This window comes from Sphingomonas ginsengisoli An et al. 2013 (assembly GCF_009363895.1).
Lineage (GTDB): Bacteria > Pseudomonadota > Alphaproteobacteria > Sphingomonadales > Sphingomonadaceae > Sphingomicrobium > Sphingomicrobium ginsengisoli.
Map to the genome: position 1 here is coordinate 2346501 of NZ_CP045434.1, position 20904 is coordinate 2367404.

The 20904-nt window shown below is 70.4% G+C and carries 24 protein-coding genes and 1 tRNA gene; 17 read left to right on the forward strand and 8 right to left on the reverse strand.

The genetic code is table 11. From position 1 onward, the window contains the following. The first annotated feature begins 53 nt into the window (after positions 1-53). On the forward strand, positions 54-1667 hold the full coding sequence (locus tag GCU42_RS11390; RefSeq protein ID WP_162789206.1) for a M28 family peptidase: 1614 nt from the start codon (positions 54-56) through the stop codon (positions 1665-1667). Positions 1668-1678: 11 nt separating this feature from the next. Beyond that, positions 1679-2458 (forward strand): hypothetical protein, encoded by a 780-nt coding sequence (locus tag GCU42_RS11395; protein ID WP_114227618.1) that lies wholly within the window; start codon positions 1679-1681, stop codon positions 2456-2458. Here the strand turns inward: GCU42_RS11395 and GCU42_RS11400 are convergent. After that, the gene (locus GCU42_RS11400; protein WP_114227619.1) at positions 2455-3063 is read right to left on the reverse strand and encodes a peptidylprolyl isomerase; all 609 of its coding nucleotides are present in this window, start codon (positions 3061-3063) and stop codon (positions 2455-2457) included. The genes GCU42_RS11395 and GCU42_RS11400 overlap by 4 nt on opposite strands. Before the next feature lie 52 nt (positions 3064-3115). Here GCU42_RS11400 and GCU42_RS11405 point away from each other — a divergent pair, with 52 nt between their 5' ends. From GCU42_RS11405 to GCU42_RS11435, 8 genes are read left to right on the forward strand one after another with little or no spacing between them, the layout of a single operon-like run. Next, positions 3116-4021 (forward strand): heme o synthase, encoded by a 906-nt coding sequence (locus GCU42_RS11405; RefSeq protein ID WP_114227620.1) that lies wholly within the window; start codon positions 3116-3118, stop codon positions 4019-4021. Beyond that, entirely contained in the window at positions 4018-4155 is a 138-nt protein-coding gene (locus GCU42_RS15095) for a hypothetical protein (RefSeq protein ID WP_168713119.1), read from the forward strand. Before GCU42_RS11405 ends, GCU42_RS15095 begins: the two co-directional genes overlap by 4 nt. Beyond that, the gene (locus GCU42_RS11410; protein WP_114227621.1) at positions 4152-4712 is read left to right on the forward strand and encodes a cytochrome c oxidase assembly protein; all 561 of its coding nucleotides are present in this window, start codon (positions 4152-4154) and stop codon (positions 4710-4712) included. The genes GCU42_RS15095 and GCU42_RS11410 overlap by 4 nt, the downstream gene beginning before the upstream one ends. 38 nt (positions 4713-4750) lie before the next feature. Next, positions 4751-5599 carry a cytochrome c oxidase subunit 3 gene (locus tag GCU42_RS11415; protein ID WP_114227622.1) on the forward strand — a complete coding sequence of 283 codons (849 nt, stop codon included), beginning with the start codon at positions 4751-4753 and terminating at the stop codon, positions 5597-5599. Beyond that, positions 5575-5970, forward strand: coding sequence for a DUF983 domain-containing protein (locus GCU42_RS11420; RefSeq protein WP_114227623.1), 396 nt, complete (start codon positions 5575-5577; stop codon positions 5968-5970). The genes GCU42_RS11415 and GCU42_RS11420 overlap by 25 nt, the downstream gene beginning before the upstream one ends. Next, positions 5967-6581 carry an SURF1 family cytochrome oxidase biogenesis protein gene (locus tag GCU42_RS11425; RefSeq protein ID WP_114227624.1) on the forward strand — a complete coding sequence of 205 codons (615 nt, stop codon included), beginning with the start codon at positions 5967-5969 and terminating at the stop codon, positions 6579-6581. Before GCU42_RS11420 ends, GCU42_RS11425 begins: the two co-directional genes overlap by 4 nt. Then, the gene (locus GCU42_RS11430) at positions 6578-7810 is read left to right on the forward strand and encodes a M16 family metallopeptidase (protein WP_114227625.1); all 1233 of its coding nucleotides are present in this window, start codon (positions 6578-6580) and stop codon (positions 7808-7810) included. The genes GCU42_RS11425 and GCU42_RS11430 overlap by 4 nt, the downstream gene beginning before the upstream one ends. Further along, positions 7807-8670, forward strand: a complete 864-nt coding sequence (locus GCU42_RS11435) for a class I SAM-dependent methyltransferase (RefSeq protein ID WP_114227626.1) — start codon at positions 7807-7809, stop codon at positions 8668-8670. Before GCU42_RS11430 ends, GCU42_RS11435 begins: the two co-directional genes overlap by 4 nt. Here the strand turns inward: GCU42_RS11435 and GCU42_RS11440 are convergent. Genes GCU42_RS11440 through GCU42_RS11450 form a run of 3 tightly spaced genes read right to left on the reverse strand, consistent with a single transcriptional unit; the run spans position 8667 to position 10257 of the window. After that, on the reverse strand, positions 8667-9302 hold the full coding sequence (locus GCU42_RS11440; RefSeq protein ID WP_114227627.1) for a heme exporter protein CcmB: 636 nt from the start codon (positions 9300-9302) through the stop codon (positions 8667-8669). The genes GCU42_RS11435 and GCU42_RS11440 overlap by 4 nt on opposite strands. Further along, positions 9299-9862, reverse strand: a complete 564-nt coding sequence (ccmA, locus tag GCU42_RS11445; RefSeq protein ID WP_114227628.1) for a heme ABC exporter ATP-binding protein CcmA — start codon at positions 9860-9862, stop codon at positions 9299-9301. Before ccmA ends, GCU42_RS11440 begins: the two co-directional genes overlap by 4 nt. Beyond that, positions 9859-10257, reverse strand: coding sequence for a metallopeptidase family protein (locus tag GCU42_RS11450; RefSeq protein ID WP_114227629.1), 399 nt, complete (start codon positions 10255-10257; stop codon positions 9859-9861). The genes ccmA and GCU42_RS11450 overlap by 4 nt, the downstream gene beginning before the upstream one ends. A gap of 104 nt (positions 10258-10361) precedes the next feature. Here GCU42_RS11450 and GCU42_RS11455 point away from each other — a divergent pair. Beyond that, positions 10362-10452: transfer RNA gene (locus GCU42_RS11455), tRNA-Ser, on the forward strand. A 71-nt stretch (positions 10453-10523) separates the two neighbouring features. Here the strand turns inward: GCU42_RS11455 and GCU42_RS11460 are convergent. Beyond that, on the reverse strand, positions 10524-10778 hold the full coding sequence (locus tag GCU42_RS11460; protein ID WP_205214968.1) for a CsbD family protein: 255 nt from the start codon (positions 10776-10778) through the stop codon (positions 10524-10526). 70 nt (positions 10779-10848) lie between these two features. After that, the gene (locus GCU42_RS11465; RefSeq protein ID WP_152569562.1) at positions 10849-11340 is read right to left on the reverse strand and encodes a hypothetical protein; all 492 of its coding nucleotides are present in this window, start codon (positions 11338-11340) and stop codon (positions 10849-10851) included. Between the two features lie 238 nt (positions 11341-11578). On the opposite strand from GCU42_RS11465, the gene GCU42_RS11470 reads away from it, so the two are divergent. Together GCU42_RS11470 and GCU42_RS11475 are read left to right on the forward strand one after the other, a co-directional pair. Beyond that, positions 11579-12775 (forward strand): hypothetical protein, encoded by a 1197-nt coding sequence (locus GCU42_RS11470; protein WP_168713120.1) that lies wholly within the window; start codon positions 11579-11581, stop codon positions 12773-12775. A gap of 87 nt (positions 12776-12862) precedes the next feature. Then, positions 12863-14215: a lipopolysaccharide biosynthesis protein gene (locus GCU42_RS11475; RefSeq protein WP_114227632.1), complete on the forward strand. Its 1353-nt coding sequence runs from the start codon at positions 12863-12865 to the stop codon at positions 14213-14215. On the opposite strand, the gene GCU42_RS11480 is transcribed toward GCU42_RS11475, so the two are convergent. Together GCU42_RS11480 and GCU42_RS11485 are read right to left on the reverse strand one after the other, a co-directional pair. Further along, positions 14179-15285, reverse strand: coding sequence for a glycosyltransferase family 4 protein (locus GCU42_RS11480; RefSeq protein WP_114227633.1), 1107 nt, complete (start codon positions 15283-15285; stop codon positions 14179-14181). The genes GCU42_RS11475 and GCU42_RS11480 overlap by 37 nt on opposite strands. Continuing rightward, positions 15282-16286, reverse strand: a complete 1005-nt coding sequence (locus GCU42_RS11485) for a 2-dehydropantoate 2-reductase (RefSeq protein WP_114227842.1) — start codon at positions 16284-16286, stop codon at positions 15282-15284. Before GCU42_RS11485 ends, GCU42_RS11480 begins: the two co-directional genes overlap by 4 nt. A gap of 247 nt (positions 16287-16533) precedes the next feature. Between GCU42_RS11485 and trpD the strand changes: the two genes are divergently transcribed. From trpD to trpA, 4 genes are read left to right on the forward strand one after another with little or no spacing between them, the layout of a single operon-like run. Continuing rightward, entirely contained in the window at positions 16534-17595 is a 1062-nt protein-coding gene (gene trpD / locus GCU42_RS11490) for an anthranilate phosphoribosyltransferase (protein ID WP_205214969.1), read from the forward strand. Then, the gene (trpCF, locus tag GCU42_RS11495) at positions 17588-18928 is read left to right on the forward strand and encodes a bifunctional indole-3-glycerol-phosphate synthase TrpC/phosphoribosylanthranilate isomerase TrpF (protein WP_205214970.1); all 1341 of its coding nucleotides are present in this window, start codon (positions 17588-17590) and stop codon (positions 18926-18928) included. The genes trpD and trpCF overlap by 8 nt, the downstream gene beginning before the upstream one ends. Further along, positions 18925-20106: a tryptophan synthase subunit beta gene (trpB, locus tag GCU42_RS11500; RefSeq protein ID WP_114227635.1), complete on the forward strand. Its 1182-nt coding sequence runs from the start codon at positions 18925-18927 to the stop codon at positions 20104-20106. The genes trpCF and trpB overlap by 4 nt, the downstream gene beginning before the upstream one ends. Then, the gene (trpA, locus tag GCU42_RS11505) at positions 20103-20891 is read left to right on the forward strand and encodes a tryptophan synthase subunit alpha (protein WP_114227636.1); all 789 of its coding nucleotides are present in this window, start codon (positions 20103-20105) and stop codon (positions 20889-20891) included. The genes trpB and trpA overlap by 4 nt, the downstream gene beginning before the upstream one ends. Positions 20892-20904: the final 13 nt, after the last annotated feature.

Sequence of the window (20904 nt, forward strand, 5' to 3'; positions counted from 1 at the left end):
ACCGCGCTGTTTTTGGCCTTGCACGCGCGGCTCAGGAGCGCTCCACTACGGCGATGCGTACCCTCCTCCTGGCACCCGCCCTGTTCCTTGCCCTCACCGGCGCCGGCCCGATCGATCCCGCCCGGATCAAGGCCGACGTCCGCATGCTTTCCTCCGATGCGTTCGAAGGACGTGGTCCCGGTGAGCCGGGCGAGCAGAAGGCGATCGCCTATATCGCGCGGCAGATGGCGGCGGCGGGGCTGCAGCCGGCGGGCGAGGGCGGGAGCTGGTATCAGCCGATCAACTTCGTCCGCCTCGACACGCTGCCCGGCGGGCGCCTGACGGTCGCCATGCGCGGCCGCCCGGCCGTGCTGCGCGACGGCCCCGACCTCGACATCAACCCGACCGCGCCCGGCCGCACCCACCTCACCGGCCTGCCGCTGGTGTTCGCCGGCTGGGGCGCGCCCGATCCGGCCCGCGGCTGGGACGCGTTCCAGGGGGTCGACGTGCGCGGCAAGGTGGTGGTGATGCTCGCCAACGATCCCGACTTCGAGGCCGGGCGCGACCTCGGCTTCGGTGGCCGCGCTTTGTCCTTCGCCGGGCGCGGCGGGGCCAAGGTCGTCGCCGCGGCCAAGGCCGGCGCCGCGGGCGTGCTCTTCATCCACGAGGAAGCCGCCTACAGCTGGCCCTACAGCCAGGTCGGCGGCAGCATCCGCGTGCCGGCCTTCAGCTATGCGCCCCTGAAGCCGACCAGCATCAGGTTCAGCGGCATCGTCCGCGGCCCGGCGATCCTGCCGCTGCTCGCGCGCGCCGGCTACACCCTGCCGGCCTTGAAGCAGCGCGCCCGCAGCGCCGCCTTCCGCGCCTTCGCGCTCCCTGGCACGGTCAGCGTCGACGCCACCAACCGCGCGACCAACGTCGTCAGCCACAATGTCGTCGGCATCCTGCGCGGCGCGGCGCGGCCCAACGACTATGTCCTCTACGGGGCGCATTGGGACGCCAACGGCCACAACGGTCCCGACGCGCGCGGCGACAGCATCCGCAACGGCGCGATCGACAATGCCACCGGCACGTCGGAGATGCTCGAGATCGCGCGTGCCTTCGCCCACGGCCCGCGGCCGCAGCGCTCGATCGTCTTCGCCGCCTGGACCGCCGAGGAGAAGGGCCTGCTCGGCTCCGACTGGTTCGCCTCGCACCCGCTGGTCCCGCTCGCCCGCACCGCGGCGGTGATCAACCTCGACCCCCATGTGGCGCTGCCCGCCGCGCGCAACCTCGAACTCATCGGCCCCGGTCAGTCCGAGCTCGAAGCGATGCTGGTCCAGGCCGCCCGCGAGCAGGGGCTGCGGGTCGATCCCGAGCCGAGCCCCGAGGCTGGCTGGTATTTCCGTTCGGACCATTTCCCCTTCGCCCAGCGCGGGGTGCCGGTGCTCGCCTTCCGCGGGGGACGGGACCTCCAGGTCGGCGGGACTGCCGCCGGGCAGCGGATCGTCGGCGCCTACAATGCGCGCTGCTATCATCAGCCGTGCGACGAGTTCGACCCCAAGTGGACCTTCGCCGGCACCGCCCAGGAAGCGCTGGCCGCCTATCGCGTCGGCCAGATGGTCGCCGACAGCGACCGCTGGCCGGGCTGGCTGGCCGGCGCGCCCTACGCCGCGACCCGCACCCAAAGCGCGGGCGAACGGCGCTGAGCCAGTCGTCGATGCGCCCGGCCGACATCCTCCGCACGCTGCTGGCGGGCGTGCTGCTGACGCTGCTGGGCGGATGCACGCTCAACCCGGCATCCTTCGCGCCGGCGGACGAGCAGCGCCAGGCGATGGCCTATTTCCGAACGATCGACGAGGCGCGGGGGACCGCCGATCCCGCCAAGCTGACCTTGCCGGCGGGGACGAGCGTGCCGGCCGACATCTTCCGCCAGCTTGCCGTCGCGACGCCGAAGGTGACGCCCCGCATGGTCGGCTACTGGACGGTGAGCGGTGGTGGGGCGCGGCGATCGCGCCTCGTCTATGCGCTCGACGACGGGCCCCGCTCGGGGTTGGTCACGATCATGCTCGTGCGGTCTGACGACAGCCGGTCTGACGGAGGCATTTTCTGGCAGCCTCTCGGGCGTCCGCTCGACGAAGCGACCCGCTTCTCGCTCGCGGCCGGCCGAGAGGCCGTCATTCTCCTGCTGATCCCGCTCGCCGCCTGGGCGCTGTCGATCGCCGCGATCGTCCGCGTCTGGCGGAGCGGCCTGTTTCGCCGGCGATTGCTGTGGACGCTCGGCTGTCTGCCCGGCTGGATGCTGCTGTCGATCGCCTGGCCAAGCGGCGACCTCGGCCTCAAGCTGCTCTACTTCTCGCTGCTGCCCGCGGGCTTTCGGCAGATCGGACCGATCCCCGACAACTGGCTGATTACCGCCACGCTGCCGATCATCGCGATCGTGGTGCTGCTTCGACGAGCGCCACCGGCGACGCCAGCCGCCAGCGAGGCGTCGGCCTAGTTGGCGACCCGCCGCGCGGTGCGGATGGTGACCGCGGGGTCGAGCATCTGGCCCTTCATCGGGCCAATTCCCTTGTCGGGCGAAACCGGGCTGGCGAGGATCGCCTTCACCACGTCCATCCCTTCGACCACATGGCCGAACACCGCGAAGGCGTCGCCGAACGTCGTGATCGGCCCGGCGAGGATGAAGAAGTCCGACTTGGCGGTGCCCGGCCCGAGGTTGGCCATCGCCACCGCCCCGGCGTCCATCTTGAGCCCGGTCTGGCTCGGCGGCTCATGCGCGACCGGCGGGTAGAGCAGCCGCGCGTCCTTGGTGATCCCGGCCTGGATGAGGCCGTTGCCCGCGCCATAGGGCATCGCGCGATAGAAAGTGCTCCCGTCGAACCGCTTCGAATCGACGTAGCGCAGGAAGTTGGCGGTGGTCGCCGGCGCGTGGGCGCGGTCGAGCGCGAGCACGATCCGTCCCGCGGCGGTGTCGAGCGCCACGGTCACCAGATCGGTCGTCGCTGCCGGTGCCGCAGGGGCGGACGCGGGCGGCGGCACAGTCTGGGCGGAAGCCGGAAAGGCGGCGAGCAGGGCGAGCGCGAGGGCGATTCGACGGGTCATGCGGCCAGCCTAGCGCCGCCCGGGCCATCCCACTATATGCGCCGCGAGACTCATGCCGACCGCCACCACCACCTTGCCCCTGCCAGCCGACTGGCGGGACCTGTTCGCGCTCACCAAGCCGCGCGTGATGACGCTGGTCGTCTTCACCGGCCTCGCCGGCCTGCTCGCCGCGCCGGTGACGCTGCACCCGGTGCTGGCGTTCACCGCTGTGCTGTGCATCGCGCTCGGCGCGGGCGGAGCGGCGGCGCTCAACATGTGGTATGAGGCCGACCTCGACGCGATGATGCGGCGGACCGAGAAGCGCCCGCTGCCCGCCGGCCGCCTCGATCGTCAGACCGCGCTCCATTTCGCCATCGGGCTATCGGCGATGTCGGTCATCCTGATGGACCTCGCCACCAATCACCTGGCGGCGCTGATCCTCGCTTTCTCCATTTTCTTCTACGCGGTGATCTACACCGTCTGGCTCAAGCGCCGGACCCCGCAGAACATCGTTATCGGCGGCGCCGCCGGCGCTTTCCCGCCGCTGATCGGCTGGGTCGCCGCGACCGGGCGGATCGAGCTGCTGCCGGTGCTGCTGTTCCTGCTCATCTTCCTGTGGACCCCGCCGCACTTCTGGGCGCTCAGCCTGTTCGTGCGGACCGATTATGCCAAGGCCGGGGTGCCGATGCTGCCCGTGGTCGCCGGGCTGCCGCACACCCGCCTGCAGGTGCTGCTCTACACGCTGCCGATGGCCGCGGCGGCGGTCGCGCCCTGGCCGCTCGGCCTGACCGGCGCGCTCTATGGCGTCACTGCCGCGGTTGGCTCGGCGCTGTTTCTGCTGCTGTCGATCGCGGTGTGGCGCAACCGCGCGACCGAGCCGGCCGGCATGAAGCCCGAAAAGCAGCTGTTCGCTTATTCAATCATCTATCTCTTTGTCCTGTTCGGCGCGGTCGTCGCCGACCGCTGGTGGCCCCTATGAACACTCCCCGTCCCGAAGATGAGCTCGTCCGTGCCCGCCAGCGGGGCGGCGCGCGGATCACCGCCATCCTGCTCATCCTGTTCGTCGTCCTGACCTTCGCGATCACCATCGCCAAGCTGACGGTGAACCGGTGAACGCGCCCCAGCGGATCGAGCACGAGAAGCGCAACAAGAAGGTCGCGATCCGCGCCGCCTTGTTCGTCCTCTTCATGCTCGGTGTCGCCTTCGCCTGCGTGCCGCTCTACCGCGCCTTCTGCCAGGCGACCGGCTTCGGCGGCACCCCGCGCCGCGCCGAGGTCGCGCCGGGCGCGGTGGCGGGAGAGATTACCGTCCGCTTCGACGCCAACATCAACGCCGCGCTGCCGTGGGAATTCCGCCCTGAGCAGAATACCGTCACCATCCACCCGGGCGAGAAGACCCAGATCAGCTATTTCGCGCATAACAACAGCCCGCGCGTCACCACCGGTCGTGCGGCGTTCAACGTCTCGCCCGATCTTGCCGGCCAATATTTCAGCAAGATCCAGTGCTTCTGCTTCACCGAGCAGACGCTGCGCCCGGGCCAGAAGGCGCATATGCCGGTGGTGTTCTTCGTCGATCCGCAGATCCGCAAGGACCCGGCGACCAAGGACATTCACGAGATCACGCTGAGCTATACGTTTTACCCGGTGGAAAAACCCGCAGGCGCCAGCTAAGGCCTCGCCCGAAACTCGCTTGAAACACGGGACCATCGATGGCCGCTAGCACCAAGAACCATCCCTACCACATCCTGCCGCCGAGCCTGTGGCCGCTGGCCGGCAGCTTCTCCGCGCTGCTCCTGACGGGCGGCGGGGTGATGTGGATGCACGACAACCCCTACGGCAAGTTCGTCTGCATCGCGGGCCTGCTTGGCGTGCTGGCGGTGATGTTCAGCTGGTGGCGCGACGTGATCCACGAGGCGCATGCCGGCGATCACACCCCGATCGTCCAGCTTCACCTGCGCTACGGGATGATCCTGTTCATCGCCTCCGAGGTGATGTTCTTCGTCGCCTGGTTCTGGGCCTATTTCATGAACGCGCTGTTCCCCAGCGCGGCCGAGAGCGTCGGCGCGCAGTGGCCGCCCAAGGGCATGGAGGTGCTGAACCCGTTCGGCTTCCCGCTCCTGAACACGCTGATCCTGCTGTGCTCGGGCACCACCGTCACCTGGGCGCACCATTCGCTGATCCACGGCGACCGCAAGGGCCTGAAGAACGGGCTGCTGCTGACCATCCTGCTCGGCATCACCTTCACCTGCATCCAGGCGTATGAATATATTCACGCGCCCTTCAGCTTCTCGTCCGAGCATGCGACGGCGGAGAGCCCGGCCAACATCTACACCTCGGCCTTCTTCATGGCGACCGGCTTCCACGGCGCCCACGTCATCATCGGCACCATCTTCCTGATCGTCTGCTACCTGCGCGCGGTGAAGGGCGACTTCACCCCCAAGCAGCACTTCGGCTTCGAAGCGGCGGCCTGGTACTGGCACTTCGTCGACGTGGTGTGGCTGTTCCTGTTCGTCTCCATCTACATCTGGGGCGGATGGGGCGCCCCGATGCACGGGTGACCTCAGCCGACGAGCGGCAGGAGCCCGACGTGCTGGTGACGGCGTTGAAAGGAACCTGCCCCCGTTGCGGAAAGGGCCGGCTGTTTGCCGGCCCTGTTCGTTTCGCCGACCGCTGCAGCGCCTGCGGCCTCGACTACACCCAGTTCAACGTCGGTGACGGTCCCGCCGCCTTCCTCATCCTGATCGTCGGCGCGATCCTGGTGATCGCCGCGCTGGTGCTCGACGCCAGCCATGAGCCGCCGTGGTGGGTCCATCTCGTCTGGCTGCCGATCGGGCTCGTCCTGACCGGTGGCGGGTTGCGGCTGGCCAAGGCGTGGCTGCTTGGCGCAGAATATCGCAACCGCGCGCGCGAAGGGCGGCTGGTGAAATGAACCGCCGCCAGCTGATAGTACCCACCATCCTGGTGCTGCTGCTGGTCGGCGTGCTGATCCGCCTCGGCTTCTGGCAGCTCGACCGTGCCCACCAGCGCGATCGCCAGGCCTCACTGCAGGCGCAGAACCTCCACCTCCCGCCGATGGCCTTTCCCGCCAGTCCGGTCGGCGATCAGTGGCTCTACCGCCGCGCCAGCGGTTTCTGCCTGTCGCCGGTCTCCGTCCAGACGCTCGGCGCTGGCGGCGCCGGTTTCCGCGTGCTCGCCGCCTGCCGCACCGGGGCCGAAGGGCCGGGCCTCACCGTCCAGCTCGGCACCACCCGCGATCCCAATCAGAAAGTGCAGTGGGCTGGCGGCCCGGTCAGCGGCATCATCGACTATGCGCCCGACGAACGGCCGCTCTCGGTGCGCCTCTTCCACCATCAGCCGCGCACGCTGATGCTGGTCGCCGCCCCGCCGCTCGCGGGCCTCGCCGCCAACCCCGCCCCGGGCGCCGATGCCGAGGGGAACAGCAGCTGGTCCTACGCCGTCCAGTGGTTCCTGTTCGCCGCGGTCGCGCTCACCATCTACGTGATCGCCGTCGCCACCCGTCTGCGAAAGGCGCGCCCATGAGCGCGTCGCTCCACCGGCTCGCCAACGGGATGGCGGTCGTCGCCGACCCGATGCCCGGCGCGCAGTCGGCGGCGGTCGGCCTCTACGCCGCGGTCGGTTCGCGCTTCGAGCCGGTCGGCAAAGGCGGCCTCGCCCACATGGTCGAGCATATGGTGTTCAAGGGCGCCGGCAGCCGCGACGCCCGCGCGATCGCCGAGGACATCGAGCATGTCGGCGGCTCGCTGAATGCCTGGACCGCGCGCGACCAGACCGCTTTCCACGCCCGCGTCCTTCCTGCCGACGTCCCCCTCGCGGTCGAGCTGATCGCCGACCTCGTCCGCGCGCCCCACTTCGACGCCGCCGAGCTCGAGCGCGAGAAGGGCGTCATCCTCTCCGAGCTGGGTGAGATCCTCGACAATCCCGAGGACCTGTCGGGCGACCTGTTGTTCGAAGCCGCTTTTCCCGACCAGCCGCTCGGCCGCCCGGTCATCGGGACGGAGCCGTCGATCACCGGCTTCGCGGTCGCCGACCTCCACGGTTGGCTTGGCAACCAGTTCAGCCCGGAGCGATTGCTGCTGGTCGGCACCGGCGCGGTCGCGCCCGAGCGCCTGCTTGCCATGGCCGAGGCGCGTTTCGGCGATCTCGCGCCGGGCCACCCCGCAGCCCAGCCGCCCGCCCGCTTCACCGGTCTCGCCCGCCAGCAGCAACGCCGCACCGCTCAGGCCCACTGGCACCTCGGCTGGGCCGCCCCGCCCGGCGCCGATCCGGCCATGCCCGCCGCCGCGGTATTCTCGCAAGCGGTCGGCGGCGGAATGTCCTCGCGGCTGTTCCAGCAGCTGCGCGAGGAGCGCGGCCTCGCTTATTCGATCTACGCCTGGGTGCAGGGATTCGCCGACACCGGCCTGTTCGCGGTCAGCGCGGCCACCGACCGCAAGGACGCCCCCGCCGCGCTGGCGCTCGCGCAGGACGTCGTCGCCGCCGCCGCCGAGACGCTAAGCGACCCCGAAGTCGCCCGCGCCAAGGCCCAGATCGAAGCGCAGCTGCGGATGAGCCTCGAAACCGTGCAGGGCCGCGCCGACCATCATGCCCGCTCGGTTGAGCTGTTCGGCCGGCTGATGAGCCTCGACGAATCGCTCGCCGAGCTCGCCGCGGTCGATGCCGCCGCTGCCTGCGCCGCGGGCACCGCGATGCTTGGCCAGCGCCCTGCCTTTGCCGCGATCGGCGGGGGCAAGCTGGCGCTCGCCGCATGACCGACCTCCAGACGATCGTCGCCGAGCCGTGGGCCGACTGCGGCCTCCTCGACAGCGGCCACGGCCGCAAGCTTGAGCGCTACGGCGACGTTCGGGTGATCCGCCCCGAGCCGCAGGCGATGTGGGCGCCTGCGAGCGACGACTGGTCCGCCGATGCCGAATTCGTTCCCGGCAGCGACGAGGACGGCGGCGGCCGCTGGGTCCACCAGCGCCCCGTCCGGGCCAGCTGGCCGCTGCAGCGCGACGGCGTCCGCTTCCACGCCAGCCTGACCCCGTTCCGCCACCTGGGCTTCTTCCCCGACATGGCGCCGCAATGGGACTGGATGCGCGCGCGCTCGGCCGACGCCGACGTGCTCAACCTGTTCGGCTACACCGGGGTCGGCACCTTGCTGCTGAGCGAGGCGGGAGCGCGGATGGTCCACGTCGACGCCTCCAAGAAGAGTGTCGAAGGCGGCCGCGCCAACGCGGCCCTCTCGAACATGACCGAGCGGCCGATCCGCTGGATCGTCGACGACGCCACCAAATTCACCGCGCGCGAGGTCCGCCGCGGGCGCCGCTACGACGGGATCCTGCTCGACCCGCCCAAGTTCGGCCGCGGTCCGACCGGGGAGATGTGGCGCCTCGAGGAGCATCTCGCCCCCCTGCTCGCCGACTGCCGCCAGCTGCTCGACGAGAACAGCCGCTTCCTCGTCCTCACCGTCTACGCCGTGCGGATGAGTGCGCTGAGCATCGCCGAACTCCTCCGCCAGACCCTCGCCGATTTGGGCGGGACGGTCGAATGCGGCGAGATGGCGGTGCGCGAGGAAGCGCGCGGGCTGCTCCTCCCGACGGCCATTTTCGCGCGGTGGCGGCGCGACTAGGTCCGCAAGGCCCGCAAGCCCGCGCCGCCGACGAACGGCGCGCCAGCGGTGATGAACAGGGCAGTCGCAGCTTCGAGCGCCAGCGCGCCCGGTTCGCCCGCCGCCGCGCCCGCTCCGAAAATCAGCAACGGCACCGCCAGCGGTAGCAGCAGCAGCCCACCCAGGGCCGCCGCGCCGCGCAGGCCCGCCGTCAGGCTCGCCACCGCCACCGCCAGCGCGGCGAGGGCCGGCGTCCCCACCGCCAGACTGGCCAGGCCCCGGCCGAGCGCCGCTCCGTCGAGTCCGAGCAGCGCCGCCCCCGGCAGCGCGGCGAGCAGCAGCAGCGGCCCGAAGGTCAGCCAGTGCCCCGCGATCTTGGCCGAGGCGGTCACTTCGTCAGCCACGCCGGCGACCGCCAGCTGGTCGAGCACCCCATCGGCGCGGTCGGGCTCGATCAGCCGCTCGATCGGCAGCAGCGCGGCGGTCAGCGCCGCGATCCACAGCGCCCCACCGCCGATTCGCGCCAGCAAGCGCGCATCGGGCCCGACCGCGAACGGCACCACCGCCACCACCAGCAGGAAGAAAGCGAGCGGCAGCCACGCCGCCGCGCTCAGCGCGCGCCGCACCTCGCGGAGGATCAGCCGCCCGGTCATGCGGCGAGATCTAGCGCGCGCCAGCCCGCGCCGGGCATCGGCTGATGCGAGGTTGCCAGCACCGCGCCGCCCTCGGCCCGGTGGCGCTCGATCAGCGCGGCGACCAACCCAATGCTGTCCGCATCGAGCCCGCTCAGTGGCTCGTCGAGCAGCCATAGCTGCGCCCCCGACGCCGCCACCCGCGCGAGCCGTGCTCGCCGTGCCTGCCCGGTCGACAGCAGCCGCACCGGCACGTCGGCAAGGCGCGAGAGATCGAGCGCCTTGAGCGCGCCGTCCAGCGCCGCCGCATCCTCGGTCCAGAAGCGCAGCGCCCGCCGCAGTGGCAATTCGCGGTCGAGCGCCAGCGCCTCGTCCGCCAGCGCCGCCGGCGCCGCTTCGATCGTCCCGCTGAGCGGCTTCAATAGCCCCGCCGCCAGCCTCAGCGCGCTCGACTTGCCGACCCCGTTGGGCCCGCGCAGCCACAGCCCGTCGCCGGCCCCCAGCTCGAACGACAGGTCCGAAAACAACAGCCGCCCGCCACGCCAGCAGGCGACCTCGGCGAACCGCAGCAAGTCGCTCACTCGGCCTCGTCTTCGAGCGCGTGCATGTCGTCGTCGGAAAAACCGAAATGATGCCCGACCTCGTGGATCAGGACATGGGTGACCAAAGTCTCGAGCTCCTCGCCCTCGGCCGCCCATTCGTCGAGCAGGGGGCGACGGAACAGCTGGATGCGGTCGGGCAGGCTGCCGCTGTCGGTCGAGCTGCGCTCGGTCAGCGGGCGGCCGGTGTAGAGCCCCGACAGGTCGAACGGGTCCTCGATCCCCATCTCACGCAGCACGTCCTCGTCGGCGAATTCCTCGACCTGCAGGACGACGCCGTCGAGGTGGCTGGCGAACGGCTCAGGCAATCGCTCGAGCGCGGCGCGCGCCAGCGCCTCGATCTCGGCGGCGGAAGGGGACGGACCGAAGGCGCGCATTGATCAAGCGCCTAGCCGAGCGCGGCGGCAACGGCCAGCGGGTGGCTTGTCGCTGGCGCCCCGCTTCCCTAGAGAGCGCTGCTTCCAGGCACCTCAATCAGTGCGGAGCGGTGGCCGAGTGGTCGAAGGCGCTCGCCTGGAAAGTGAGTATACGGCAAAACCGTATCGAGGGTTCGAATCCCTCCCGCTCCGCCACCTGGCTGGACTAAGCCCGCAAAAAGGGCCCGGCGCTTTCACGCCGAGCCCTCTTTTCCGACAATCCGCGATTAGCGGTTGTCGTTGTCGCTCACGTCCTTGTTGTCGTCGTCGCTGCCGACGATCTCGCGGGCCTTGTCCTTGATGCTGCCCCAAGCGTTCTGGAGCTTGCCTTCGCCCTGGTCGGCCTTGCCTTCGGCTTCGAGCTTCTTGTCGCCGAACAGCGCGCCGGCGCCTTCCTTGAGCTTGCCGCCGGCCTGCTTGAGGCTGCCTTCGGTGCGGTCGCTGTCGATGCCCAGCTTGTTGTCGTCCTTGTCGATGCTCATGATCGTCTCTCCAATGGTCGCTCGGACCTAGAAAACGGTCCGGCGCCGGCGAGGTTTCATGACATCGTGCCTAGTAGCGGCACTGGGCAGGATCGACCGGCTGGATCGAGTTGATCCGGTTGTGCGCCGAGCGGATCACCAGGCACTCGCGGCTGCCGCGGCGCCAATATTCCTTGACCCATTCTCCGCCCAGCTTGCGGTTGCTCACTTCGACGAAGCCGCGATTGTTGAGACGGCTCAGCGCCTCGGCGGTGTTGCGGCCCTGGAGCCGGCTCCAGCCGTTGTCGTACCAGCCGTAGAGCGGCGCGCCCCCGCCCTGACCGAAGCGCGCCTGCGCGCCGGCCTGATAGCCTTGCAGATAGGCGCGCGCATTGCCCAGGCGCGGGCCGCCGGAAAGGCCGTCCTGATAGCCGCGCTGGTAGAGATTGTTGGCGCCGCGTCCCGCTGACCAATCCTGCGCGACCATGGACACCAGGAAGCCGGCTGGTTGCGCGGCAGCGGAAACCGGCAACGCGGCCAGCGTAAGGGCGAGGCCGGCGGCCATTCGAGGCAAGGTGGTCATGTCTGCTTCTCCCGATGAGGTTGACGCATCACGCGGCCGCCGGGCGGCCAGCAACGACCAGCCGGACATCAAGCGGGTGGGCGCGTCGATGATGCCGCCAACCGCCGCCGAGTCCCGTGGCAATCTTGTTTCGCTAGAGTATCAACTTCACGGCGATGGGAAAAGGCGTTTGGCGGCAGGCGCACGCTTGGCCATAGCCGGCGCTGCGGGCTAGGGTCGCCCGCACGATGAGGCCTTGGTGACCAGCAGCGAACGACAGCCGCGGCGGATCGGCTTCCTCTTCAATCACGACCAGATCCACCAGATCGGGCACAGCCTGCCGATCGCGCTGGCGCTCGCGCGGCGGCGGTTGCCCGGGGTCGAGGTCGTGCTGATCACCACCTCCGATCGCCTTGCCGCCGAAGTCGAGCGGTTGATCGCCGGCCAGGGTGAGCGGCCGCCGCTGACGATGGTCGCCTTGCGGCCACGACGGCGGTCGAGCCGGCTGGCGAGCGCGCTGCTCGAGCGGTGGCTGCCGATCGCCAAGCTCGCCGTCCTCCGCGACAATCTCGCCTTCTTCCGCACGCTCGACGCGCTGGTGGTCGCCGAGAAGAGCTCGACCCTCTTGAAGACCCGCTACGGCCTCACCGGCCTGACGCTGATCCACACCCGCCACGGCGCGGGCGACCGCGCGATCGGGTTCAATGCCGCCAGCCGCGCCTTCGACCTGGTGCTCGTCTCGGGTCCCAAGATCGCGCGCCGGCTGAGCGCGGAGGCGGGAGTGCCCGCCGAGCAGCTTGCCCTGGTCGGCTATCCCAAGCTCGACCTCCTTCCCGCGACGCCGCCGCGCCTGCCGCTGCAGGCCAACGGCGGCCCGACGGTGCTCTACAACCCGCACGTCTCGCCGCATCTGTCGTCCTGGTATGAAGATGGCGCCAAGCTACTCGCCTGGTTCGCGGCCAATCCGGCCTACAACCTCATCTTCGCGCCCCATGTGATGCTGTTCGAGCGGCCGCTGACGGTGACCATCGACCGGCTGACCGCGCGCCGTCCGGGCAAGATTGCCAAGGCGGTCATTGAGGCCCCGAACATTCTCGTCGACCGCGGCTCGCCGGCCTCGACCGACCTCACCTACACCCAGGCCGCCGACCTCTATCTCGGTGATGTCAGCAGCCAACTCTACGAATTCCTCGCCACGCCGCGGCCGTGCATCTTTCTCAACACGCACGGCGTCGCCTGGCGCGACGACCCGAATTACGCCTTCTGGCAGGCGGGCGAGGTGATCGACGAAGTCGACGCGCTGCCCGGTGCGCTCGAACGGGCGTGGCGCGACCATCCGCGTTACCTGCCCGCCCAGCAGGCGCTGTTCGCGGCCAGCATCGACCGCACCGAGCGGCCGGCGTCCGAGCGCGCCGCCGACGCCATCCTCCACAAGCTCGGCCTCGTTCCCGCCTGACGCGCCGCTTTGCGCGCCCGCCCGCCGCCGCTATGGCGTCGCTGGGGGCCGCACTGCCCGGCTACCCGCAGGGACCCGACCGACCGCTTGGAAACGCCCGTCACAACTCCCGCGCAAGGCGGCGCGCTGCGCCGGATTTTCGCCAATCTCGGGCTGCTCGCGGGGGGCAAGATCGGCGCCGGTCTGCTCAGCCTCTGCTACGTGGTGATCGTCACCCATGCGTTGGGCGCGACCAGCTACGGCATCCTCATCCTGCTCCACGGCTACACCACCTTCATCGGCAGCCTGATCGCTTTCTCAGGGTTCCACGGGGTCGTCCGCTACGGCAATTTTGCGCTCCAGCAGGGCGAGCATGGCCGGCTGATGCGGTTGATCCGCTTCATGGCGCTGGTCGAAATCGGCTGCGGAGCGATCGCGGTGCTGGTGGCGATGGCGCTGGTTCCGTGGATCGGCCCGCGGCTCGGCTGGTCGCCCGACGCGATGCGCTTCGCCATCCCCTACGCCTTCGCCATCGTCGCCACTGTTCGCGCGACCCCCTACGGCATCCTCCAGATTGCTGAGCGGTTCGACCTGCTGGGCTTCCACCAGCTGGTCAATCCGCTGGTCCGGCTCGGCGGCTGCCTGCTGACCCTCGCGCTCGGCGGCGGGCTCGTCACTTTCCTCACCATCTGGCTGCTTGCCTCGCTCGCGGAAGGGCTGAGCATGTGGGTGATGGGGCTGTGGGTGCTGCGGCGGATGCGGCTGTCGCACGGGCTGGTCGGCTCGGTGCGCGGCACGGTCGCCGAGAACGAAGGGCTGCTGCCGTTCATCGTCACCACCAACGTCGACATCACATTGAGCGAAATGGGCCCCAAGCTCGCCCCGCTGACCGTCGGCTGGATGCTCGGGCCGGCCGCGGCGGGCATTTTCAGCCTCGCCCAGCGCGCCAGCATCGTTCTCCAGCAGCCCGCCCAGATGCTCGCCAACTCGAGCTATGCGGTGGTCGCCAAGCTGATCGCCCAGCAGGATTTCAAGGGTTTCCGCCAGGCGGTGTGGCATTCGGCGGCGGTCGCCACGGCGATCGGGGTGCCGATGTGCCTGATCCTCGGCATCTTCGCCGACCGCATCATGCACTTCATCGGCGGGCATACCTTTACCGGCAGCGGGACCGCGTGGATCCTGTCGCTGACCGCCGCCGCGCGGCTGCTGACGCTGGGCACCGCGCCGGTCTCGCCGGGTCTGATCGCGCTCGGCCTTCCGAACAAGTCGATCAACGCCAAGCTGGTCGGTAACCTGTTGTTATACCCCGCTTTACCGCCCTTGCTGTGGTGGCTCGGGCTCAACGGGGCGGGGTGGCATGCGTTGTTGCAGAGCGCGGTGATCGCGGCGAGCCTGCTGTTCTCGTTCCGGGCGGCGGTGCGGCGCTACAAGCGGGGAGAGCTCAGCGTCGCGGCGGTTTGAACGCGGGCGAGGATTTCGGCGGCGGTTGCGTCGAACTTCTGTTGGCTGAAGCGGGTCAAGACTGTCTCCCGCGCGGCCGCGCCCATCACCGCCAAGTCGTTCGGATTGCTCAGCAATCTCCGCAGCCCAGCCGCCAGCGAAGCGACGTCCCCGGGGTCCGCCAGCCAGCCGCTGACGCCTTCTTCGATGCTGAATGGCATCTCGCCGGTGCGGGTGCCGAGGACGGGGAGGGCGGCCTGCATCGCCTCGTGGGCGGCGATGCAGAAGCCCTCGCGGCGGGAGGGTTGGAGGTAGGCGTGGAGCCCCGCGAGAAAGTCGCGGCTGTCGCCGACATAGCCGCAAAATGCGACATTTGGCGGATTCAATTCCGCCATTTGCGCACGCAAGACGGCTTCCTCGGACCCCTCGCCGGCGATCCGCACCCAAAACGGCACCGGGGCGACGAATCCGTCGGCGGCGAGCCGGGCCAGCGCGGCCAGCAACAGGTCGTAGCCTTTGTTGGGATGGAGGCGGCCGAGGCTGCCGAGTTCGAGCGTCTCGCCGGGCGACCACGGGCGGGCCAAAGGAGCCGTGGGGTCGGCGGCGAAGATCGGCCAGGTGATCACGCGTTCGGGGGCGAGGCCCAGCCGTTGCTCGGTCAGTCGAGCTACCGCGGCCGAGTCGGCGACCCACAGGATGGCGGCGTTGCGGCGGGCGCGGAGAAGCCAGCGGTTGGAGGGTTTTAAAAAGGCGTTGTGCTGCCAGCTTACCACCGGCACGCCGGCGCGCTGCCCAGCCCACTGGCCGAGCAGGGTCGCGCGGGTGAGCGAAGTCCAGAGGAGGTCGGGGCGGTGCGCGGCGATCTGCTGGCCGAGCCATTTGAGTGCCGCGCCATGATCCTTTTCGCCGCCCTCGCGGACGATCGTGCGGACCCCGGCGCGCTCGAGGGCCGGGAGCGCCTTGCCGTTGCGGCGGGTGAGCGCGAGCACGGTGACGGCCGCGCCTGCTTTCTCCAGCGCGGCGACGATCGCGGGGACGGGCAGCGCGGCGCCGCCACCCTCGACCGAATTGATGACGTAGAGGATGTTCACCGCTTGGGCAGGACCTCGGCGGGAGCGAGGCCGGGCGAACCCTGCCCGGCGGCCTCGGCGGCGCGGATTAAGGCGGTCACTCGCACGGCGATCGGGGCGGTGGCGCCGAGTCGCTGGGCGAGCGCGATCACCGCGCCCTGAAGCTCACCGACCTCGGTCGGGCGGCGGCGCTCGAGATCGTCCCACATCGACGAACGGGCGCGGCGGTCGACCCGCACCGAGGATTTGGCGAGCAGCCGGAACAAGGGAGTCGGCAGGCGCAGTACCGCGGGGAAGCGCTTCAGCGGGAATTTGCCGATGCCGACGGGGTCGATGCCGGCCTGGGCAAGGAGGGCGAGCGCCTCGGCCTGCTGCGCCGCCATCACCCGCCGCCACGGCCGGCTCTGGAGCTGCTCGAAGACGGTGAGGCCGGACAGCGCATTGAGCGCATTGTTGAGGTTGATCACCAGCTTGCCCCACTGGACCGGGCCGATGTCGGGCACCGCGCGGACGCCGAGGTGGGGGACCGTCAGCGCGGCGAGCGCGGCAGGGTCGCGGTCCTCGATGACGAGGCTGCCCGAGGTGCCGCGGTGGAAGTGGCCGTCGCCGAGGTTGCCGACGTTGAAGGGGACCATCCCGGCGAGGACGGTGCGGCCGCGCAAGGCGGCGCGGAGGATGTCGGCGTTGGCGATGCCGTTCTGGAGGCTGATCACCGTGGCGTGCGGCGGCGCGTGGGCAGCGATCAGCGCGGCCATCTCGGCGGTGGCGCCGCTCTTCACCGTGACGAGGATGAGGTCCGCGTCGGCCAGCACCACGGGATCGGTGGCGAAGGGCACCACGCCGGGCCCGAGACCGAGGTCGAGCCCGTCGAGGTCGGTGAGGTGGAGACCATGCTCGGCGAGGGCGTCGCCGATTCGTTCGCGGCCGAGCAGGGTCACCCGGCGGCCGGCGGCGGCGAGCAGCCCGCCGAGGTAGCAGCCGATGTTGCCGGCGCCGGCGATCACGATCCGTGGGTCGGTCATGCGCGGCACCATGGCCGTTCGGCCAGCGTTGACAAGCCGCGTCGAAGCAGGGAGGTAGGCGCCATGGCTTCCGCCTTCGCCCTCACCGCTTCCGCGACCGCTTCCTGGCGGTGGTGGCGTGTGCCTGTGGCGGCGGCGCGATGGCGCTGGCGGTAAGCGGACTTTCCTTCCCGACTTCACCGACCAGAGTTTGTCCGACCCGCCGCTCCCCGGCGGGTTTTTTTGTGCTCCACGAAAGCGTTTCTCCATGTCGACCAGCGCCACCTCGCTCCAGCCGCACCTGCCGCCCGACCAAGGGCCGGTGCCCAACCCGATGCCGCGCCTGCTCGACGGGCAGGACCTGAGCGCCGACCAGAGCCGCCATTTGTTCGAGCGGCTGGTGCTCGGCCGGCTGGAGCCGGGCGAGATCGCCGGGCTGCTGGTCGCGCTCCGGGTCAAGGGCGAGACCGAGGAGGAGATGATCGGCGCAGCGCAGGCGCTGGCCGCCGCCGCGGTCGATTTCCCGCGCCCCGACTATCTGTTCGCCGATTGCTGCGGGACCGGGGGTGACGGCTCGGGCTCGATCAACATCTCGACCGCGGCGGCGTTCGTCGCGGCGGCGTGCGGGCTGCCGGTCGCCAAGCATGGCAACCGCTCGGCGAGCAGCCGCTGCGGCTCGGCGGATGTGCTGGAAGCGCTCGGCGCGACGCTTGAGATGGCGCCGACCGCCGCGCGGCGCTGCCTCGACGAGACCGGCTTCTGCTTCCTGTTCGCGCCCTCTTATCATGTCGGGATGAAGCATGCGGCGCCGATCCGCCGGCAGTTGCAGGTGCGCACGGTGATGAATTTGCTCGGGCCGTGCGTGAACCCGGCGCGGCCGCCGGTGCAATTGCTCGGGGTCGCCGATCCCAAGCTGCTGCGGCGGGTGGCGCTGGTGCTCGGCGCGATGGGGGTCGAGCAGGCGCTGGTGGTGCATGGCGGCGGGCTCGACGAGGTGGCGCTCCACGCCGAGACGCAGGCGATCCGGTTGCACGGCGGCGTGCTGACCGAAGTGACGCTGACGCCGGAGCAGGCGGGGCTCGACCGCGCGCCGCTGGCCGGGGTCGAGGGTGGCGATGCTGAGGAGAATGGCGCGCGGTTGCTGGCGCTGCTCGACGGGCAGAGCGCGGCGGCCGATGCGGCGGTGGTGGCGCTGAACGCGGGCGCGCTGCTGATGACCGCCGACGTCGCCGGCGACCTGCGCGAGGGGACCGACATGGCGCGCGAGGCGCTGGCGAGCGGGCGTCCGGGGCAGATCTTGCGCGCCTATGTCGAGGCGAGCCGTGACTGACGTGCTGGCTGAGATCGTCGCGCACAAACGGGCCGAGGTCGCGGCGCGGTTGGCGGGGTTCGACGGCGGTGCGGCGGTGCCGAGCGAGCGTTCGCTCGAGGCGGCGCTGCGCCGGCCGGGCGCGCGGTTCATCATGGAGGTCAAGCGCGCCTCGCCCTCGGGGCATCGCTCGGCGCACTCGATCGAGACGGCGGCGAAGGCTTATGCCGGGGTCGCCGATGCGGTGAGCGTGCTGACCGACGAGCGGTTCTTCGGCGGGTCATTCGCGGCGCTGCGGTCGGTGCGCGCGCTGTTCGACGGGCCGATCCTCGCAAAGGATTTCGTGGTCGATCCGCGCCAGGTGACCGAAGCGCGATTGCACGGCGCCGATGCGGTGCTGTGCATGTTGTCGGTGCTCGACGACGATGGCGCGCGGGCGATGATGGCCGAGGCCGCGCGGCTGGCGATGGACGTGCTGACCGAGGTGCATGACGAGGAAGAGCTCGAGCGCGCGCTGGCGCTGGGAGCGCGGATCGTCGGGATCAACAACCGGGATTTGAAGACGCTCAGGACCGACCTGGCGGTGACCGAACGGCTGGCACCGCTGGTGCCGGCGGAGCGGGTGCTGGTGAGCGAATCGGGAATCGCCACCCGCGTCGATGTCGAGCGCCTTGCACCGCTGGCCGACGCCTTCCTGGTCGGTTCGTCGCTGATGGCGGCGGACGATGTCGGCGAGGCGGCGCGGGCGCTGGTGTTCGGGCGGGTCAAGGTCTGCGGGCTGACCCGGGCCGAAGATGTGCGGGCGGCGGCCGCGGCGGGGGCGACCCATGTTGGGTTGATCCTCGTGCCGGGTACGCCGCGGGCGCTGACGGTCGAGCAGGCGGGGCCGCTCGCCGAGGTGGCGCGGGCCGCGGGGCTGAAGCCGGTCGGTGTGTTTCGTGATGCGCCGGTCGATCAGGTGATCGCGGCGGCCGAGGCGTTGGGGCTGGCGGTGGTGCAGCTGCACGGGGACGAGAGCGCCGACAGCGTCGCCGCGATCCGCGGGCTGTTCGGCGGCGAGGTGTGGACGGCGGGCGCCGAGGAGCGCGGCGGACATCGGCAATTATTCGACCACGGCGCAGGCGGGACCGGCGAGGCGTTCGACTGGGCGACGGTCTCCGATCATCCGCGGCGGCCCGAGGCGTGGCTCGCCGGGGGGATCGGGCCCGACAATGCGCGGGCGGCGCAGGCGACGGGGGTTTACGGGCTCGACGCCAGCTCGCGGCTCGAATCGGCGCCGGGCATCAAGGATCATGACAAGCTGCGCGCGCTGTTCGCGGCGCTGCGGCCGACGAAAAGAAAGGCGACACGATGAAGCATGACGGACGCTTCGGCCGCTACGGCGGCTGCTACGTGCCCGAGATATTGGTGCCCGCGCTCGAGCAGCTCGAAGGCGCCTTCCTCGAGGCCGAGCAGGACCCGGCTTTCGCGGCGGAGCTGGAGGAGCTGCTCACGACCTACGCCGGGCGGCCGACGCCGCTGACCCGCTGTCGCAACCTCGCGGGCGACAGCCCGGCGCGGATTTACCTCAAGCGCGAGGATCTGCTCCATGGCGGGGCGCACAAGACCAACCAGGTGCTGGCGCAGGGTCTGCTCGCCAAGCGGATGGGCAAGCGCCGGCTGATCGCCGAGACCGGAGCCGGGCAGCATGGCGTCGCGACCGCACTGGCGGGGGCGCTGTTCGGGCTCGAAACCGAAATCTACATGGGCGCCGACGACGTGGCGCGGCAGCAGCTGAACGTGTTCCGGATGGAGCTGATGGGCGCGAAGGTGATCCCGGTCACCGCGGGCGACCGGACGCTCAAGGACTCGGTCAACGAGGCGCTGCGCGACTGGACCGCGAGCTTTCCGCATACGCACTATCTGCTCGGCACCGCCGCCGGGCCGCACCCCTATCCGACGATGGTCCGGCAATTCCAGCGGGTGATCGGCAAGGAGGCGCGGGCGCAGGTGGTCGAGGTCGAGGGGCGGTTGCCCGACGTGGTCGTCGCCTGCGTGGGCGGCGGGTCGAATGCGATCGGCATGTTCAGCGACTTCATTCCCGACGAGGGCGTCCGGCTGGTCGGGGTCGAGGCGGCGGGCAAGGGCCTGTCGGGGCACGAGCATGGCGCGACCATCCTGCGCGGGCATCACGGCATCCTCCACGGCACCGAGACTTTGGTGCTGCAGGACAGCGACGGGCAGATCAGTGACAGCTGGTCGATCTCGGCCGGGCTCGATTATCCCGCAGTGGGGCCCGAGCATGCGTATCTGAAGGAGAGCGGCCGCGCCGATTATGTCGGGGTCGAGGACGACGATGCGCTCGCCGCCTTCCAGGCGCTGGCGAAAGCCGAGGGGATCATCCCGGCGTTCGAGAGCGCGCATGCGGTGGCCTATGCGATCAAGCTGGCGCGCGAGGCGGACCGCGAGATGACCATCGTCGTCAACCTGTCGGGGCGTGGCGACAAGGACATGGCGAGCGCGGTCAAGCTGTTGAAGCCGGAGGCCGCATGAGCCGCTACGACGAAATGTTCCTGCGCTTGAAGCAGCGGCACGAGGGCGCGTTCGGCGGCTTCCTGATGCTCGGCGATCCCGATGTGGCGACCAGTGCGACGCTGCTCGACGCCTTGATCGATGGCGGCGCCGACATGATCGAGGTGGGCATTCCCTTCTCCGACCCGGTCGCCGACGGGCCGGTGATCCAGGCGGCGGCCGAGCGGGCGCTCAAGGCCGGGGTGCGGGTCGACGATTGCTTCGCGCTGCTGCGGCAGTTTCGCGCCAAGCATCCGGCGGTGCCGATCGGGATCCTGACCTACGCCAATCTGCTGATCGCGCGCGGGCTCGACCGGTTCATGGCCGACGCGGCGGCGGCGGGGGCAGATTCGATGCTGGTCGCCGACGTGCCGAGCCTCGAGGCCGAACGCTTCGCCACTGCCGCCAAGGCTGCCGGACTTGAGCTGGTAATGATCGCCGCGCCGAACACGCCTGCCGCGGTGGTCGAGCGAATTGCGCGGTTGAGCGGTGGCTACACTTATTGCGTCGCCCGCGCCGGGGTGACCGGGACGGGCGAGGCGCTCGCGCTCGACCATGATGCGATCTTCGAATTGCTGGCCGAGGCGGGGGCGCCGCCGCCGATCCTCGGCTTCGGCATCTCGACGCCAGAGCATGTCGCGCAGGCGCTAGCCGCCGGGGCGAACGGGGTCATCGCCGGCTCGGCGCTGGTCAAGCTCGGCGCCGATCCGGCGGCGCTGCGCCAGCTTGTCAGCGCGATGAAGGACGCTACTGCCCTCGCAGACTGAACAAGGGGAGCCG